Raw genomic sequence first — 14,341 nt, forward strand, 5'->3', positions numbered from 1 at the left:
GTGACCAGCAAGAACGCACGCCTCGCCACTGGCGGACGCATTGACCGCAGCATCGCTTGGCGCTTCACTGTGGACGGCCAGGAATTCACCGGCCACCCCGGCGACACCATCGCCTCGGCGCTGCTGGCCAACGGCCACATCAACGCAGGCAACTCCCTTTACGAGGACCGCCCCCGCGGCATCATGGCCGCCGGCGTGGAGGAATCCAACGCCCTGGTCAAGATCGCTCCCCGCTTCCCGGGCCACGTTGCCGAATCCATGCTCCCCGCCACCGCTGTTTCACTCGTCGACGGCATGAACGTTGAGCTGCTCTCCGGTTTGGGCAAGCTTGACCCTGCCGAGGACAAGGCTGAGTACGACAAGAAGTACGTCCACACGGACGTCCTGGTGGTCGGCGGTGGTGTTGCCGGCCTGGCAGCCGCCCGTGAAGCAGTCCGCACCGGCGCCCGCGTCATCCTGATCGACGACCAGCCCGAACTGGGCGGTGCACTGCTCTCCGGTTCCACGGCCGAAGGCCTGCAGGAAACCATCGAGGGCAAGCCTGCCCTGGAATGGGTTGCCGACGTGGAAGCCGAGTTGGTCTCCGCCGAAGAATGCACCGTGCTGAACCGCACCACTGCCTTCGGTTCCTACGATTCCAACTACTTCATCGCAGCGCAGAACCGCACGGATCACCTGACCGTTCCGGCCGCGCCGGGCGTTTCGCGTCAGCGTATCTGGCACATCCGCGCACAGCAGGTTGTCCTGGCACCGGGTGCCCACGAGCGTCCGCTGGTCTTTGAGAACAACGACCGCCCGGGCATCATGCTCGCCTCGGCTGTCCGCACGTACCTCAACCGCTACGCGGTCGCGGCCGGTTCACGCGTCGTCATCAGCACCACCAACGACTCCGCTTACCTGCTCGCCGCAGACCTGAAGGCAGCAGGCGTGGCGATTGCCGCCGTCGTCGATGCCCGTCCGCAGATCAGCGCGAAGGCCGCAGCCGCCGTCGAGTCCGGAATCCGGGTCCTCATTGGCAGCGCGGTTGCTGACACGAGCGCCGATGACAAGGGCCGCCTCAGCGGCGTCACCGTCCGCAGCATTAACGACGACGGCGAACTCACCTCGGGCGTCGAGCAGATCGCCGCAGATCTCCTTGCTGTTTCCGGCGGCTGGAGCCCGGTGGTGCACCTCCACAGCCAGCGCCAGGGCAAGCTGCGCTGGGACGACGAGCTCGCAGCGTTTGTTCCGTCCACGGTGGTTCGGGACCAGCAGGTAGTTGGCGCAGGCCGCGGCAGCTACGAACTCCAGGACTGCCTCGCAGAGGGCATCTCGGCTGGAGCGGCAGCATCCATCGCTGCTGGTTTTGAGTCCGCAACCACCCCGGTGGACCTGCAGGCGCCCGTGGCTAGTGCGCCGACACGCCAGCTGTGGCTGGTTCCCGGCCAGGAAGGCGAACCTGGCGAGTGGCACCACCACTTCGTTGACTTCCAGCGTGACCAGTCCGTGGCTGACGTCCTTCGCTCCACGGGCGCCGGCATGCGCTCGGTGGAACACGTGAAGCGGTACACCTCCATCAGCACCGCCAACGATCAAGGCAAGACCTCCGGCGTCAACGCAATCGGCGTCATCGCCGCTGCGTTGAAGTTCGGAGGCGCGGAAAGCGTTCCCGGCGTCGGCGAGATCGGCACCACCGCCTACCGCGCACCGTTCACCCCGGTCGCATTCGCCGCATTGGCAGGCCGCCAGCGCGGGGAGCTTTTCGATCCCGCCCGAGTGACCTCCATCCACCCGTGGCACGTTGCCCAGGGTGCGCTGTTCGAAGACGTCGGACAGTGGAAGCGCCCTTGGTACTACCCGCAGTCCGGCGAGGACATGGACACGGCAGTCCTGCGTGAATGCGCAGCAGTCCGCGATTCCGTGGGCTTCATGGACGCAACCACGCTGGGCAAGATCGAGATCCGCGGCACGGACGCCGGCGAATTCCTGAACCGTGTGTACACCAACGCCTTCAAGAAACTCGCACCGGGTTCCGCCCGCTACGGTGTCATGTGCACCCTGGACGGCATGATCTTCGACGACGGCGTGACCCTGCGCCTGGACGAGGACCGCTACTTCATGACCACCACCACCAGCGGCGCTGCCAAGGTGCTGGACTGGCTGGAAGAGTGGCACCAGACGGAGTGGCCCGAACTGGACGTCGTCTTCACCTCCGTCACGGAGCAGTGGAGCACCATCGCCGTCGTTGGTCCCAAGTCCCGTGCAGTGATCGCGAAGGTTGCCCCGCAGCTCGCCGAAAACGGCGGCCTCGATGCTGAAGCCTTCCCGTTCATGACCTTCCGCGAAACCACGCTGGCATCCGGAGTGCAGGCACGCGTTTGCCGTATCTCCTTCTCCGGTGAACTGGCCTACGAAATCAACGTTCCGTCCTGGTACGGGCTGAACACCTGGGAAGCCGTTGCCGCCGCGGGTGCTGAGTTCAACATCACCCCGTACGGCACGGAAACCATGCACGTGCTCCGCGCCGAGAAGGGTTACCCGATCGTCGGGCAGGACACCGACGGCACGGTCACCCCACAGGACGCAGGCATGGACTGGATTGTTTCCAAGGCCAAGGACTTCATCGGCAAGCGCTCCTACCTCCGTGAGGATGCCAAGCGCGAGGACCGCAAGCACTTGGTGAGCGTCCTTCCCGTGGACCACTCGCTGAGGCTGCCCGAAGGCACGCAGCTTGTGGAGAAGGGCATCCCCGTCAACCCGGCATACGGACCCGTCCCCATGGAGGGCTTCGTAACTTCGAGCTACCACAGTGCCGCTTTGGGCCGATCCTTCGGCCTGGCCCTGATCCAAAACGGCCGCAACCGCATCGGCGAGACCCTCGTGGCCTCGGTGGGAGACCAACTGGTGGACGTGGTTGTTGGCGAAACCGTACTTTTCGATGCTGAAGGGACCCGCAAAGATGGCTGAAACAGCAACACCAGCAGAAACCGCACACGTCGACCGCGTACGGGGAGCCCGCCGCAGCCCGGCCGAGCACCTCGCTGACGCCTTCACCTCCGGCTCAGTGCCGGGCACGGTGACCCTCAAGGAAATCCCGTACCAGGCCATGGTGGGTATCCGGGTTGAGCGAACGTCCGACGCCGGTGCCCGCGTCGCCTCCATCACCGGCGGCTTGCCTGCCACTTGTGGTGAAGTGACGGAGGCCGGTTCCGTGAACACACTCTGGCTTGGCCCCACCGAGTTCCTGGTAGTCGCTCCGGAGGAGTCCCACGACTCACTCGGCGGCTCCTTGGTCAGCGACCTGACCACGGCACTGGGCAACGATGAAGGTCAGGTGGTGGACCTGTCCGCCAACCGCACCACGTTCGAGCTCTCCGGCAGCCACGCCCGCGCTGTGCTCGAAAAGACGTGCTCGTTGGACCTTCACCCCCGCGTCTTCAAGGCCGGCACCGCCGTCTCAACGGAGCTCGCACACATCCCCGTGATGCTTTGGAAGACCTCGGACGAGAACTACCGGATCTTTCCCCGGGCCTCGTTTGCCGATTTCCTGGGACGCTGGCTTCTTGATGCCATGCGGGAGTATGCCTCCCCCGAGGTCCCCTAATGGCACTGAGTGTGCTTGACCTGTTTTCTGTTGGCATCGGGCCGTCGTCGTCACACACGGTCGGCCCGATGCGGGCGGCAAAGCAGTTCACGGACGGTCTTGAATCGTCCGGCCAGCTTCCGGCCACGGTGCGCGTCCAGGCTGAGCTCTTCGGCTCCCTGGGCGCCACCGGCCGGGGCCACGGCTCCGACAAAGCCGTGGTGCTGGGGCTGCAGGGCCAATCACCCGAAACCGTCGACACCAAAACGGCTGATGACCAGGTGGCCGCGGCTGCCCTCGACGCCGAACTGCGCCTGGGTGGCGACCATCGGGTGGACTTCAACTGGGACGAGGACGTGGTCCTCCACCGCCGCAAGTCCCTTCCGGCGCACCCCAACGGCATGACGTTCCGGGCACTGGACCACACCGGGGCAGTACTGCGTGAGCGCAGCTACTACTCGATCGGTGGCGGCTTCGTGGTGGATGGGGACGCCACGGGCACGGACAAAGTAGTAGCCGATGACACCGTGCTCCCCTACCCGTTCTCCACTGCTGACGAGTTGCTCGCTATTTGTTCACGCGAGGGCATGTCGATTTCCGATGTCATGCTGGCCAACGAACTGGTGTGGCGATCCGAGGACGAGCTCCGCGAGCGGCTCCTCAGCATCTGGGCCGTCATGCGCGAATGCGTGGACAACGGCTGCTCTGCCGAGGGGATCCTTCCTGGAGGTCTGAAGGTCAGGCGACGGGCGCCGTCGTTGTTTAAGAAGCTTTCCGAAACCGACGCCGAGCTGAACGGCAAATCCTCAGCTGACCCCTTGCTCGCCATGGAATGGGTGAACCTGTTCGCGTTGGCCGTCAACGAGGAAAACGCGGCCGGCGGCAGGATCGTCACCGCGCCAACCAACGGTGCCGCCGGAATTGTGCCGGCCGTGCTGCACTATTACACCAAGTTTGTTCCGGGGGCCAACGACGACGGTGTCGTGCGGTTCCTGCTCGCGGCAGCCGCCGTCGGAATTCTGTTCAAGATCAACGCGTCCATTTCCGGCGCCGAAGTTGGCTGCCAAGGCGAGGTGGGTTCCGCCTGCTCCATGGCCGCCGCTGGTCTTTGCGAGGTTCTGGGCGGGACGCCGGAGCAAGTGGAGAATGCGGCCGAGGTGGGCATCGAGCACAACCTGGGCCTCACGTGCGATCCCGTAGGCGGGCTGGTGCAGATCCCGTGCATCGAACGCAATGCCATCGCCAGCGTCAAGGCGATCAACGCTGCCCGCCTGGCCCTGCACGGCGATGGCAGCCACAAGGTGTCCCTGGACAAAGCCATCAAGACCATGCGCGAGACAGGCGCCGACATGAAATCCAAGTACAAGGAGACCTCCCGTGGAGGCCTCGCCGTCAACGTAGTGGAGTGCTAGCCATGACTGCCATCCAAACTGAAACCTCTGTTACCCCTGCCGAAGAAACCACCGTGGAACACGTCCTTACCCTGGACTGCCCTGAAGGTCCCGGAATTGTCCACGCTGTGTCCGGCTTCCTGCTGGAGCATGGCTGCGACATCATCGACAACAAACAGTTCGGTGACCGCGCCGAGGGCCACTTCTTCATGCGGGTGCACTTCGCTTCCTCCGGTGACGAATCAACCGTGGACACGCTGCGGGCTGCGTTTTCCCCTGTGGGCGAGAAGTACAACATGAACTGGCAGCTGGAACGCCAGGGGTCCAAGCGTCGCGTGTTGATCATGGTCTCGAAGTTCGGGCACTGCCTCAATGACCTGCTGTTCCGTGCGCGGATCGGTGAGCTGCCGATCGATGTGGTGGGCGTCGTGTCCAACCACACGGACCACCAGGGCTTGGCTGAGTGGCACGGGATTCCCTTCTTCCACGTCCCTGTCACCGCCGCTACCAAACCTGCGGCGGAAGCGCGTTTGCTGGACATCATCGACGAGCTGGACGTGGAACTCGTTGTGCTGGCCCGGTACATGCAGGTGCTCAGCGACGATCTCGCCCGCAAGCTCGACGGGCGGGCCATCAACATCCACCACTCGTTCCTGCCGAGCTTCAAGGGAGCCAAGCCGTACCACCAGGCCTACGCCCGCGGAGTGAAGACCGTGGGCGCCACCGCCCACTACGTAAACGGCGAGCTGGACGAGGGCCCGATCATCTCCCAGCAGGTGGTTGAGGTGGATCACACGTTCGGACCGGACGATCTCGTAGCCGCCGGTCGGGACACGGAGTGCAAGGCCCTCAGCAACGCCGTTCGTTGGCACTGCGAAGGGCGGATCATCCTGAATGGGAACAGGACGATTGTGCTGAAGTAAGGCCTTGCGCGCCCCATTTCGATGGTCCGCTACGCATTGGACGTATTAAATCGTCGTGTGCGCAGCGGGCCGTCGTTTTGGCGTTTAAGGGTTCTGCAGCCGAGCCAGCCGCGCCGCCAGATGCAGGGCCGCGAGCCGTCCCGTTCCCCGCGGATCTCCCCCGCACAGCTCGAAGATCCGCTGCAGCCTATGGTGCATGGACTGCCGTTCCAGGTGCAGTTCGCGTGCGGCCTGGGCTGTGTTGCAGCCGGTGTCCAGCCAGACGGTCAGCGTCCGGAGGAGCTCGGATCGCCGCAGTTGGTCATGCTCGACGACGGCCCCCAGATGCCGCTGAACGAACCCTTCGCGGGTGGCCGGGTCAAGATGTTCCTCGGCGAGACGTTCCACGGCGAAAGCTTCAGCATCCACCACGCCACCTTCCGCCAAATCCAGGTCCAAGGTCCGGCGCGCCTCGGCCAGCGACCACGGGGCCTCATCGATCCCCTTGCCCACCGGGCCAAGCGCTATCGCTGAACCGGCCGGCGTCTCCAATACCCTGAGCGCGTCCATCAAGGCAGCCCGGGTCGCAGCGCCATCGCCAACGGACGCGAGTGCGATCAGCTCCGCGTTATCTGCATAGCTGGCGCTGTGCGGCACGTTCGCACGCAGCAATGCATCCAAGGCCGAGCGGAGATGCCCGGCACCCGTGGAGCGGATCACCAGCGCAGCAACAGGGCCATTGGCGGGAAAACCCGACGCCGGCCCGAGCTGCTGGAGCTGCCACGATTGGCTCCCGGAATTGATGGCCCGCATCAGTTCGATGCCCGCCAATTCCTTCAATCCCGGCGGCATCCGCTGCAACAGGGCCAGGCCAAGAATGTCCACGGACCGCTCTCCCGCCACGCGCGCGAGGCCGCTGTCGCCGTCGTCGGGCACTCGCAGCTCCAAGCGGGCGGCGAGGACGCCACGCACAGGCACATCAACTGTGATGAGCCCGCGGTCCTCCACCGGCGGCGCTGAGCCTGGTGCGGAACCTGCCGCGGAACCTGCTGCCGAACCTGCTGCCGAACCCAGGGTAAGGCCCGACGGCGATACCAACCGCGCGCTGGCACCCGTCCTTTCCGCCAGGACAGCCAGAAGTTGGTCAAGTCCGCCGCCATGGGCGAGTTCGGCGGCCATCGCGTGGCTGGTTTGGTCGCCGCGTTGAAGCTGTTCGACGGACTCGCTGACCAGGAGTGAGTTGATCTCCTGCATGACGGCGACGAACGGTACAACGTGACGCAATTCAATAATGGGAAGGCCTGCGGCTTCGGCGGCTTCCAACATAGGACCCGGAACCTCTGGCAGTGTCGGTCCGGTTTCCAGGGCCAGTGCGGCTATTCCGCGGGCTGCCAGCTCGCGGACGTATTCGGCTTGCCGCCCGGCGCTCTCAAGGGCAAGCGCCTGGCCGCCGCTGAGGAGCAGCTCGCCGCCGCTGAGGAGCGGAGCGATGTCCAAAACCTCGCTGGAGTGCACCCATCGGACGGGGCGGGTCAGGGCGTCTGCCACTGAATTAAGCAGGCGTGGCGCAGCGGCTTTGAGGCTTTCACGTTCCAAAGCCTGACCCAGAAGGATAGGCATGACACTCCGTATGGTCGAATGCAGTTTCTTTAGACACATCGTATCTTGTTGCTGTGATCTGTGGCACATACGCTGAAAGAGTCCCTTTCACACACGGAGGCTCCCCCTCATGCAAGACAACCTCTCCCCTGCCTCACCCCAGCCAGGCTCATCGCAGTCAGTTCCGGCAACGGCGCCGGCCCATGACAGCGAAGCCTGGCTGCAGCCCATCCCCGAGTCAGACCGCACGCGCAAGGTCTCGGGCCAGTTCTGGATCTGGGCCGGCGCCAACCTTGCCCCTATCAACTGGGTGCTGGGCGCACTCGGAATCCACCTCGGCCTCGGCTTCGCCGACACTGTGTTTGTGCTCGTCCTGGGCAACCTCATCGGCATGCTGCTGTTCGGCTGCTTCGTCCTCCTCGGCCAAAAGACCGGTGCCACCGGCATGGTCCTTGCCCGGGCCGCGTTCGGCCGTCGCGGCAACTATCTCCCCGCCGCCATCCAGGCTCTCCTGGTCATCGGCTGGTGCGCGGTCAATACATGGATCATCCTGGACCTGGTCATGGCGCTCTTCGGAACGCTGGGCTGGGTGGACCCCACTGAAAAGAACTACGCCTGGAAGATCGGCGTGGCCACCGTCATTATGGCCGCCCAGGTTGCCATCGCCTGGTTCGGTTACAAGGCGATCGCCGCCTTTGAAAAGTGGACTGTTCCGCCCACCATCATCATCCTGGCCGTCATGTCCGCCGTGGCATGGTTCGGCATGAAGATCGACTGGGGTTACGCAGGTCCGGCCGGCAACATTCTTGAAGGATCCGAGCGGATCGCGGCGATGAGTGCGGTCATGACTGCCATCGGCATCGGCTGGGGCATCACCTGGTTCACCTACGCCGCGGACTACTCACGCTTTGTCAGCACCTCGGTTCCCAAGCGCAAGGTGTACCTGGCCTCGGTCCTTGGCCAGTTCATTCCCGTGGTCTGGCTCGGTGTCCTCGGCGCGAGCCTTGCCACAAACAGCGGCGAGATCGACCCCGGCAAGCTGATCGTCCAGAACTTCGGAGTCCTTGCCCTTCCCGTCCTCCTCATGGTGTTGCATGGCCCCATCGCCACTAACATCTTGAACATCTATACCTTCTCCGTGGCCACGCAGGCCCTGGACATCAACATCAATCGTCGCAAGCTCAACCTGTTCGTGGGCGTCTTCTCGCTCCTCGCCGTGGTGTTCTTCATCTTCCAGGAGGACTTCGCCTCTGTACTGGACGCCTGGCTGATCGGCCTCGTGGCGTGGGTAGCAGCCTGGGGCGGCGTCATGTTGGTGCACTATTTCTGGCTGGAGAAGCGTTGGCCGGGCAAGGTGGAACGGCTCTTCGACGGCGTCGGCACACGCCGCCTCCCCGTGATCAACTGGGCCGGCATCGTCTCCCTGATGGTTGGCATCTTCTGCACCTGGCTGTTCATGTACGGGCTGATACCCGTAATGCAAGGCCCCATCGCCGTGGCACTTGGTGGCTGGGATCTCTCGTGGCTGGCCGGCGGACTTACCAGCGCAGCAGCCTACGCAATCCTCGGCCCGCGGGCGCACCGGAAATACGTCCTCGCGGACGAAAACCACGTCTCCGCCAGTGCGTCGGCCGCATCAGCTACTCCCGTCGTTCCCGAAAGGACCACAGCATGAGCCAGCCCGCCTTCGCGGACTCCCTGCACCCGATCACCTGGCCAGAGGGCTTCAAGGCCGCCGCGTCCTTCACCTTCGACGTCGATGCCGAGTCCTGCACCATCGCCCACGATCCGTCCAGCACCCGGCGCATGTCACTCATGAGCCACCAGTCCTATGGCCCAAAAATCGCAGTCCCGCGGCTCCTTCAGATCCTGGATCGCCAGGGCATCAAGGGAACGTTCTTCATCCCCGGCTTCACGGCGGAGAGCTACCCGGACGTGGTGCGCAGGATCGCTGATGGCGGGCACGAAATCGCCCACCACGGTTACCTGCACGAGCCCATGCAGGGAATCGACGCCGCAACCGAAGCCAGTTACCTGGACCGCGGTTTGGAAGCTCTCGCCAACGTCGCCGGTGTTCGGCCCGTGGGCTACCGGGCTCCGTGGTGGGAGTTGAACTGGCAGTCTCCCGCGCTGCTCGCCGACCGCGGCTTCCTGTACGACTCAAGCCTTCTCGACGGCGATGCCCCCTACCGCATGTCAATGGCCGAGGATGATCCCCGGGACATCGTGGAGATCCCCGTCGACTGGGCACTGGACGATTGGGAGCAGTACGCGTTCTACCCCGGCATCACGGGCAGCGGGGTCATCGAAAGCCCGGCCAAAGCCTTGGAGATGTGGACTCTTGAGGCCCAGGCGCACCACGCCCAGGGCAGCTGCTTCGTCCTGACCAACCACCCGTTCATCTCCGGCAGGCCGTCCAGGGCTGTCGCGTTGGAGCAGCTGATCGAACGGGTCAAGGGCCTCGAAGGTATGTGGGTCACCACGCTTGCTGAGATCGCACAGCACACGAAGGATACGGTTCAGGAAATCCACACCCACGCCCGGATCGACGTCCCTTTGTTCCCAGGAGCCGGTGCTTCATTCCGTCCGGCCCAGGTGCGGGTACCCAGCCTCCGCTAGTTCCCGCCCAGATGGCAAAAGATGACAATCCCACGGCCTGGGATTGTCATCTTTTGCCATCTCGGTGAACTAGGACAGCCACACCCCGATGACCCATGTGCTCGCGGCGGCACATGCGAGGCCGAACTCCACGAGAATCCCGATGCCGGTGGCCTTGAGCGCGGCGCCGCTTGAGCGGACGGCCGTACGGAAGTCACGGGTCCGCTGGACCTCGCTCAGCAAAAGCCCGACGGCGAACCCCACCAGGAGCCCGATCACTGGAATCACGAACATCCCCACGACGCCAAGGACTATCCCAATCAACACAGACCTGTTGGGAATCCCATGCTGTTTCAGCTTTCGCCCTGTGAGCACGGCACTGGCGGCCATCCCTGCCACCACGAACACCATGCCGATGGCGAAGATCACCCAGCCGAGCGTTCCTGCGCCACCCCAAATGGCCCACGCGAGCAGGCTCGCCCCAATGAGGATGCTTCCCGGGAGGACAGGGATGATGGTTCCGGCCACACCCACGGCAATGGCCAGGCCGCAGAGGATGGTCACAACGAGTTCGGCGTTCATGGCCCCAGTCTAGGTGTGGCCCCTCCCCCACAACGTGCAACGCGAGGTCACTTACGGCCCATCCGACGGGGCAACATGGGCCGTATGTGACCCCGCGTTGCTCCTTAACAAACCGACGACGGCGACGCTCCCGGTCTGGGAGGCGTCGCCGTCGTCGGTTTTTAGTTGGTTACCGCTACTCGGTCACGGCTGCGGCAACTGCCGCGGTGACAGCGGGTGCTACACGGGCGTCCAGAGGGCTCGGCACGATGTAGTCAGCGGAGAGGTCTTCCTCGGCCAGCTCTGCGATGGCGCGTGCAGCGGCGATCTTCATTGCCGGCGTGATGCGGCGGGCCTTGGCGTCGAGCGCGCCGCGGAAGATGCCGGGGAAGGCCAGCACATTGTTGATCTGGTTCGGGAAGTCGCTGCGGCCGGTGGCGACAACTGCCGCGTACTTCTGGGCAACCTCGGGGAGTACTTCGGGGTCCGGGTTGGACAGCGCGAACACGATCGACTGATCGTTCATCAACTTCAGGTGCTCTTCGTCCAGCTTGGAAGAGGAGACGCCTACAAAAACGTCGGCGCCGGTCAGCCCCTCGCCGGGACCACCTGTGACGCCGCGGGGGTTGGTCCGCTGAGCCATACGGGCCTTGACGCTGCCGGGATCAGCCACGAGGTCGGCACGGTCAGCGTTGACCACACCCTTGGAGTCGAGCAGGATGACGTCCTCGATGCCAACAGCAAGAAGAATCTCGGCGATGGCAATGCCGGCGGCACCTGCGCCCGAGACAACTACTTTGAGGCCGGAGAGTTCGCGCTTGGTCACCTTGGCAGCGTTGGTCAGGGCCGCGAGAACCACGACGGCGGTGCCGTGCTGGTCATCGTGCATGACGGGGCAGTCGAGTGCTTCGATGAGGCGCTCTTCGAGTTCGAAGCAACGCGGCGCGGAGATGTCCTCGAGGTTCACTGCACCGAAGCTCGGGCGGAGGCGGACCAGGGTCTCGATGATCTCGTCCACGTTGGTGGTGTTGAGAACCAGCGGGATGGAGTCGAGGTCGCCGAAGGACTTGAAGAGGGCAGACTTTCCTTCCATGACCGGGAGGGAAGCGCTGGGGCCGATGTTGCCCAGGCCCAGTACGGCGGTGCCGTCGCTGACGACAACAACCAGGCGCTCAGCCCAGGTGTGGGTGCGGGCAAGCTCGGGGTTGGCATGGATTGCGCGGCTAACCTGGGCGACGCCCGGGGTGTACGCGATGGAAAGGTCACGCTTGTTGTTCAGGGGAACGGTGCTGGAAATCGTCAGCTTGCCGCCCTCGTGTGCTGCGAAGATCTCTTCTTCGCTCAATACCAGGGCGTCGTTGTCAGTAGCGATTGTCTCAATGGACACGTCTTTGTCTCCTCAGGCTAGCCGTGGACCCACGGCATGGTTCGGGCAGGAACAGAACTGCTGGTTCGGACCAAGGGTGGCTGGCCCGGAAGGTGCATCTGCAGGTTGGGCTGCTAGCCGCTTCGGTCTTTCCAGCGTAGGGAAGCCCGGAGGGTACAAGATTCAATACCAAGAGAGACGATTCGAGAGTAAAACGTTTATGCAGATCTAAAAGTGACTCAGCTCACGCGAAAAAACGCATTCTCAGGGGCTAGTGGTCTAGACCGGAAGAGCTATGTGTCATTCCCCCGTCATGAGGCTGCACGCCTTCTTGAGGTCCTTTTCGGCTTCAAAGAGCGACAAGCGACGACACCGGACGGCTTGGACCAGACCACTGACCAGATGCAACAGAATCCTGGCCTTCGGTGCGTCATTTCCGGGCTCTTTGCTCAACGAACCCACAACTTCTTCGGACAAGAGGTCAATCTCGCGCAGCAGCTGGGCGGTGTCGCTGTCTTTGCCGGCAGGCCGGATGAGGCAGTGCTCCACGCCGGGCTGCATAACCCTCAGGTGGAAGATCTCCATCATCAAACCTGACAGTGCATGGCCCTTGCCTTTCCTCTGGCGCACGCCGTCGCGAAGCTCGCGCAACTGCTGCCGGTAGACGGCCAACATTAGGTGCGCCGTAGAGGGAAAGTAACGGTAGAGGGTGCCCAGCGGAACGTCCGCTTTCGCGGCAACGTCCGACAAACTCAAGGTGTCGAATTGACGTTGCGCAAAGCCGGAGGCTGTCTTCAGGATGCGGGCATAGCGCAAAAGCTGCCGCGGAGTGGTAGGTGCGGCAGCCATACGGGGCAACCCCGTCGTCAGGTCAAGGGAGTACGGTTCCAGGGAAAACGGTTCGGGCATTTCCGGCGATCTCTTGGCAGGCTGGCAAGGAAACGGCCGGCTCAGGTCACAGGACCCGCGGCAGGCCGATCGCACCAATGATACGTGAGCAAAATGACCGTTTCCTGAGAGCGCCTGCTTGCAACGCGTCCATGCCGTTCCCCGGATTCCCCCCGCTGCGCCCCTAAACTGCAGGAAGCTCAGGTAAACCCAACTAGGTAGCAGTAGAGCGCGTTTTGGACGCTCAAAACGCGCTTAAATGCGACCCAGTTGGGTCCACGCACGGGAGGAAGACCACTATGGGGAATTTTCGACGCCGGATGGCAGCAGCGCTGCTGGCCGCCGCTTTGGCGGCCGTGGCACTTGGCCCCCTGCCGGCGTCGGCGGCCAGCAACGGGCCGGACCCCATAGTCAATGGTGAAGCGTTTGTCGGCAAGACGCTAACAGCCGAAATCGGCCCGTACACCTTCTATGGCTGCGGCGGCGGCAAGGGCCCCGACTTCACTGTCTATTGGACAAGGGACGGCTTCCTGGTGGCGGGCGAAACCGGGCGCAGCTACCTCCTGCAGCAGGATGACACGGGCGCACGCATGGCTGTGCACCTGACCGCCAGCAAGACTGCCTGCGGGGGCGAAACCCTTCACAGCGACGAGACCGGACCCGTCGCTGCGCCCAACCGGGCCAATGGTTTCACGGGCCGCAGCTTCGAACTCCTGGCGCGCGGAAGTGACGGCTCTTTGATGTTGTACGGGCGGACAGGCGCCGCTTGGGACGCCGCCCGCACCGTGGGCTGGGGGTGGAACGTCTTCAACCTTGTCCTTTCCCCCGGCGACTTCAACGGTGATGGCAAGGGTGACGTGATCGCACGCGATTCGGCGGGGACTCTGTATCTCTACGCCGGCGACGGAACCGGTGGATGGAAGCCGGCCCAGACCATCGGCAAAGGCTGGAACATTTTCGACTCAATCGTCAGCCCTGGCGACTTCAACGGGGACGGCAACAACGACATCCTGGCCAGGGAACCCGGCGGCGCCCTCTATTTGTACCCCGGCAATGGTTCCGGAGGCTGGCTGGCGAGGACCGCCGTCGGGCAGGGCTGGCAGGTGATGGACGCCTTGCTGACGCCTGGCGATTTCAACGGCGACGGCAAGGTGGACGTGCTTGCCCGTGACCGCAGCGGCTACCTGTATTTCTACGGCGGCAACGGGGCGGGCGGTTGGACGCGGTCGTGGCTCATCGGTGTCGGCTGGAATGCCCTCAAAGCTGCGGGTGCCGCGGGTGACTTCGACAAGGATGGCTTCCAGGACGTTTACGGCGTGGACCAACAGGGCCGGCTGGTGATCTATTACAGCGATGGCCGGACCGGGTGGCGTACATCCCAGTCCGTGGGCAACGGATGGGGCGGTTTCACAGCAATCTTCTAGCTGAGTCCCAGCCGCGGTAAGATTAGCCGCATAAGTCTGGGGAGGACACA

The 14,341-nt window shown here is 63.9% G+C and carries 11 protein-coding genes; 7 read left to right on the top strand and 4 right to left on the bottom strand.

The window, feature by feature from the left end; genetic code table 11:
- Genes AC6I99_RS20340 through purU form a run of 4 tightly spaced genes read left to right on the top strand, consistent with a single transcriptional unit; the run spans position 1 to position 5,876 of the window.
- A complete protein-coding gene (locus tag AC6I99_RS20340; RefSeq protein WP_224093431.1) occupies positions 1 to 2,946 on the top strand; it encodes an FAD-dependent oxidoreductase in 2,946 nt (981 codons plus the stop codon).
- The gene (locus tag AC6I99_RS20345) at positions 2,939 to 3,583 is read left to right on the top strand and encodes a sarcosine oxidase subunit gamma (RefSeq protein WP_497944163.1); all 645 of its coding nucleotides are present in this window, start codon (positions 2,939 to 2,941) and stop codon (positions 3,581 to 3,583) included. The genes AC6I99_RS20340 and AC6I99_RS20345 overlap by 8 nt, the downstream gene beginning before the upstream one ends.
- Positions 3,583 to 4,974, top strand: a complete 1,392-nt coding sequence (locus tag AC6I99_RS20350; RefSeq protein WP_224093426.1) for an L-serine ammonia-lyase — start codon at positions 3,583 to 3,585, stop codon at positions 4,972 to 4,974. The genes AC6I99_RS20345 and AC6I99_RS20350 overlap by 1 nt, the downstream gene beginning before the upstream one ends.
- A gap of 2 nt (positions 4,975 to 4,976) precedes the next feature.
- A complete protein-coding gene (purU, locus tag AC6I99_RS20355) occupies positions 4,977 to 5,876 on the top strand; it encodes a formyltetrahydrofolate deformylase (RefSeq protein ID WP_224165651.1) in 900 nt (299 codons plus the stop codon).
- A gap of 84 nt (positions 5,877 to 5,960) precedes the next feature.
- Here the strand turns inward: purU and AC6I99_RS20360 are convergent, their stop codons facing one another.
- Complete coding sequence (locus AC6I99_RS20360) at positions 5,961 to 7,475, bottom strand: PucR family transcriptional regulator (RefSeq protein WP_497944162.1); 1,515 nt, start codon at positions 7,473 to 7,475, stop codon at positions 5,961 to 5,963.
- Between the two features lie 109 nt (positions 7,476 to 7,584).
- Between AC6I99_RS20360 and AC6I99_RS20365 the strand changes: the two genes are divergently transcribed.
- Both AC6I99_RS20365 and AC6I99_RS20370 read left to right on the top strand, forming a co-directional pair.
- Positions 7,585 to 9,129, top strand: coding sequence for a purine-cytosine permease family protein (locus AC6I99_RS20365; protein WP_497944161.1), 1,545 nt, complete (start codon positions 7,585 to 7,587; stop codon positions 9,127 to 9,129).
- Positions 9,126 to 10,073: a polysaccharide deacetylase family protein gene (locus AC6I99_RS20370; protein WP_497944160.1), complete on the top strand. Its 948-nt coding sequence runs from the start codon at positions 9,126 to 9,128 to the stop codon at positions 10,071 to 10,073. Before AC6I99_RS20365 ends, AC6I99_RS20370 begins: the two co-directional genes overlap by 4 nt.
- A 69-nt stretch (positions 10,074 to 10,142) precedes the next feature.
- On the opposite strand, the gene AC6I99_RS20375 is transcribed toward AC6I99_RS20370, so the two are convergent.
- The 3 genes from AC6I99_RS20375 to AC6I99_RS20385 all read right to left on the bottom strand — a co-directional run bounded on the left by AC6I99_RS20375 (position 10,143) and on the right by AC6I99_RS20385 (position 12,888).
- Positions 10,143 to 10,634 (bottom strand): DUF456 domain-containing protein, encoded by a 492-nt coding sequence (locus AC6I99_RS20375; protein ID WP_224093416.1) that lies wholly within the window; start codon positions 10,632 to 10,634, stop codon positions 10,143 to 10,145.
- Between the two features lie 175 nt (positions 10,635 to 10,809).
- Complete coding sequence (locus AC6I99_RS20380; protein ID WP_224165655.1) at positions 10,810 to 12,000, bottom strand: NAD(P)-dependent malic enzyme; 1,191 nt, start codon at positions 11,998 to 12,000, stop codon at positions 10,810 to 10,812.
- A 279-nt stretch (positions 12,001 to 12,279) separates the two neighbouring features.
- Complete coding sequence (locus AC6I99_RS20385; RefSeq protein WP_224165656.1) at positions 12,280 to 12,888, bottom strand: TetR/AcrR family transcriptional regulator; 609 nt, start codon at positions 12,886 to 12,888, stop codon at positions 12,280 to 12,282.
- A 278-nt stretch (positions 12,889 to 13,166) separates the two neighbouring features.
- On the opposite strand from AC6I99_RS20385, the gene AC6I99_RS20390 reads away from it, so the two are divergent.
- A complete protein-coding gene (locus AC6I99_RS20390; protein WP_497944159.1) occupies positions 13,167 to 14,291 on the top strand; it encodes an FG-GAP repeat domain-containing protein in 1,125 nt (374 codons plus the stop codon).
- Positions 14,292 to 14,341: the final 50 nt, after the last annotated feature.

Source organism: Arthrobacter sp. TmtSoilC77 (assembly GCF_059739415.1).

Coding starts and splice junctions, on each gene's coding strand:
- AC6I99_RS20345 (WP_497944163.1), top strand. CDS start 2,939: ATGGCTGAAACAGCAACACCAGCAGAAACCGCACACGTCGACCGCGTA.
- AC6I99_RS20350 (WP_224093426.1), top strand. CDS start 3,583: ATGGCACTGAGTGTGCTTGACCTGTTTTCTGTTGGCATCGGGCCGTCG.
- purU (WP_224165651.1), top strand. CDS start 4,977: ATGACTGCCATCCAAACTGAAACCTCTGTTACCCCTGCCGAAGAAACC.
- AC6I99_RS20360 (WP_497944162.1), bottom strand. CDS start 7,475: ATGCCTATCCTTCTGGGTCAGGCTTTGGAACGTGAAAGCCTCAAAGCC.
- AC6I99_RS20365 (WP_497944161.1), top strand. CDS start 7,585: ATGCAAGACAACCTCTCCCCTGCCTCACCCCAGCCAGGCTCATCGCAG.
- AC6I99_RS20370 (WP_497944160.1), top strand. CDS start 9,126: ATGAGCCAGCCCGCCTTCGCGGACTCCCTGCACCCGATCACCTGGCCA.
- AC6I99_RS20375 (WP_224093416.1), bottom strand. CDS start 10,634: ATGAACGCCGAACTCGTTGTGACCATCCTCTGCGGCCTGGCCATTGCC.
- AC6I99_RS20385 (WP_224165656.1), bottom strand. CDS start 12,888: ATGCCCGAACCGTTTTCCCTGGAACCGTACTCCCTTGACCTGACGACG.
- AC6I99_RS20390 (WP_497944159.1), top strand. CDS start 13,167: ATGGGGAATTTTCGACGCCGGATGGCAGCAGCGCTGCTGGCCGCCGCT.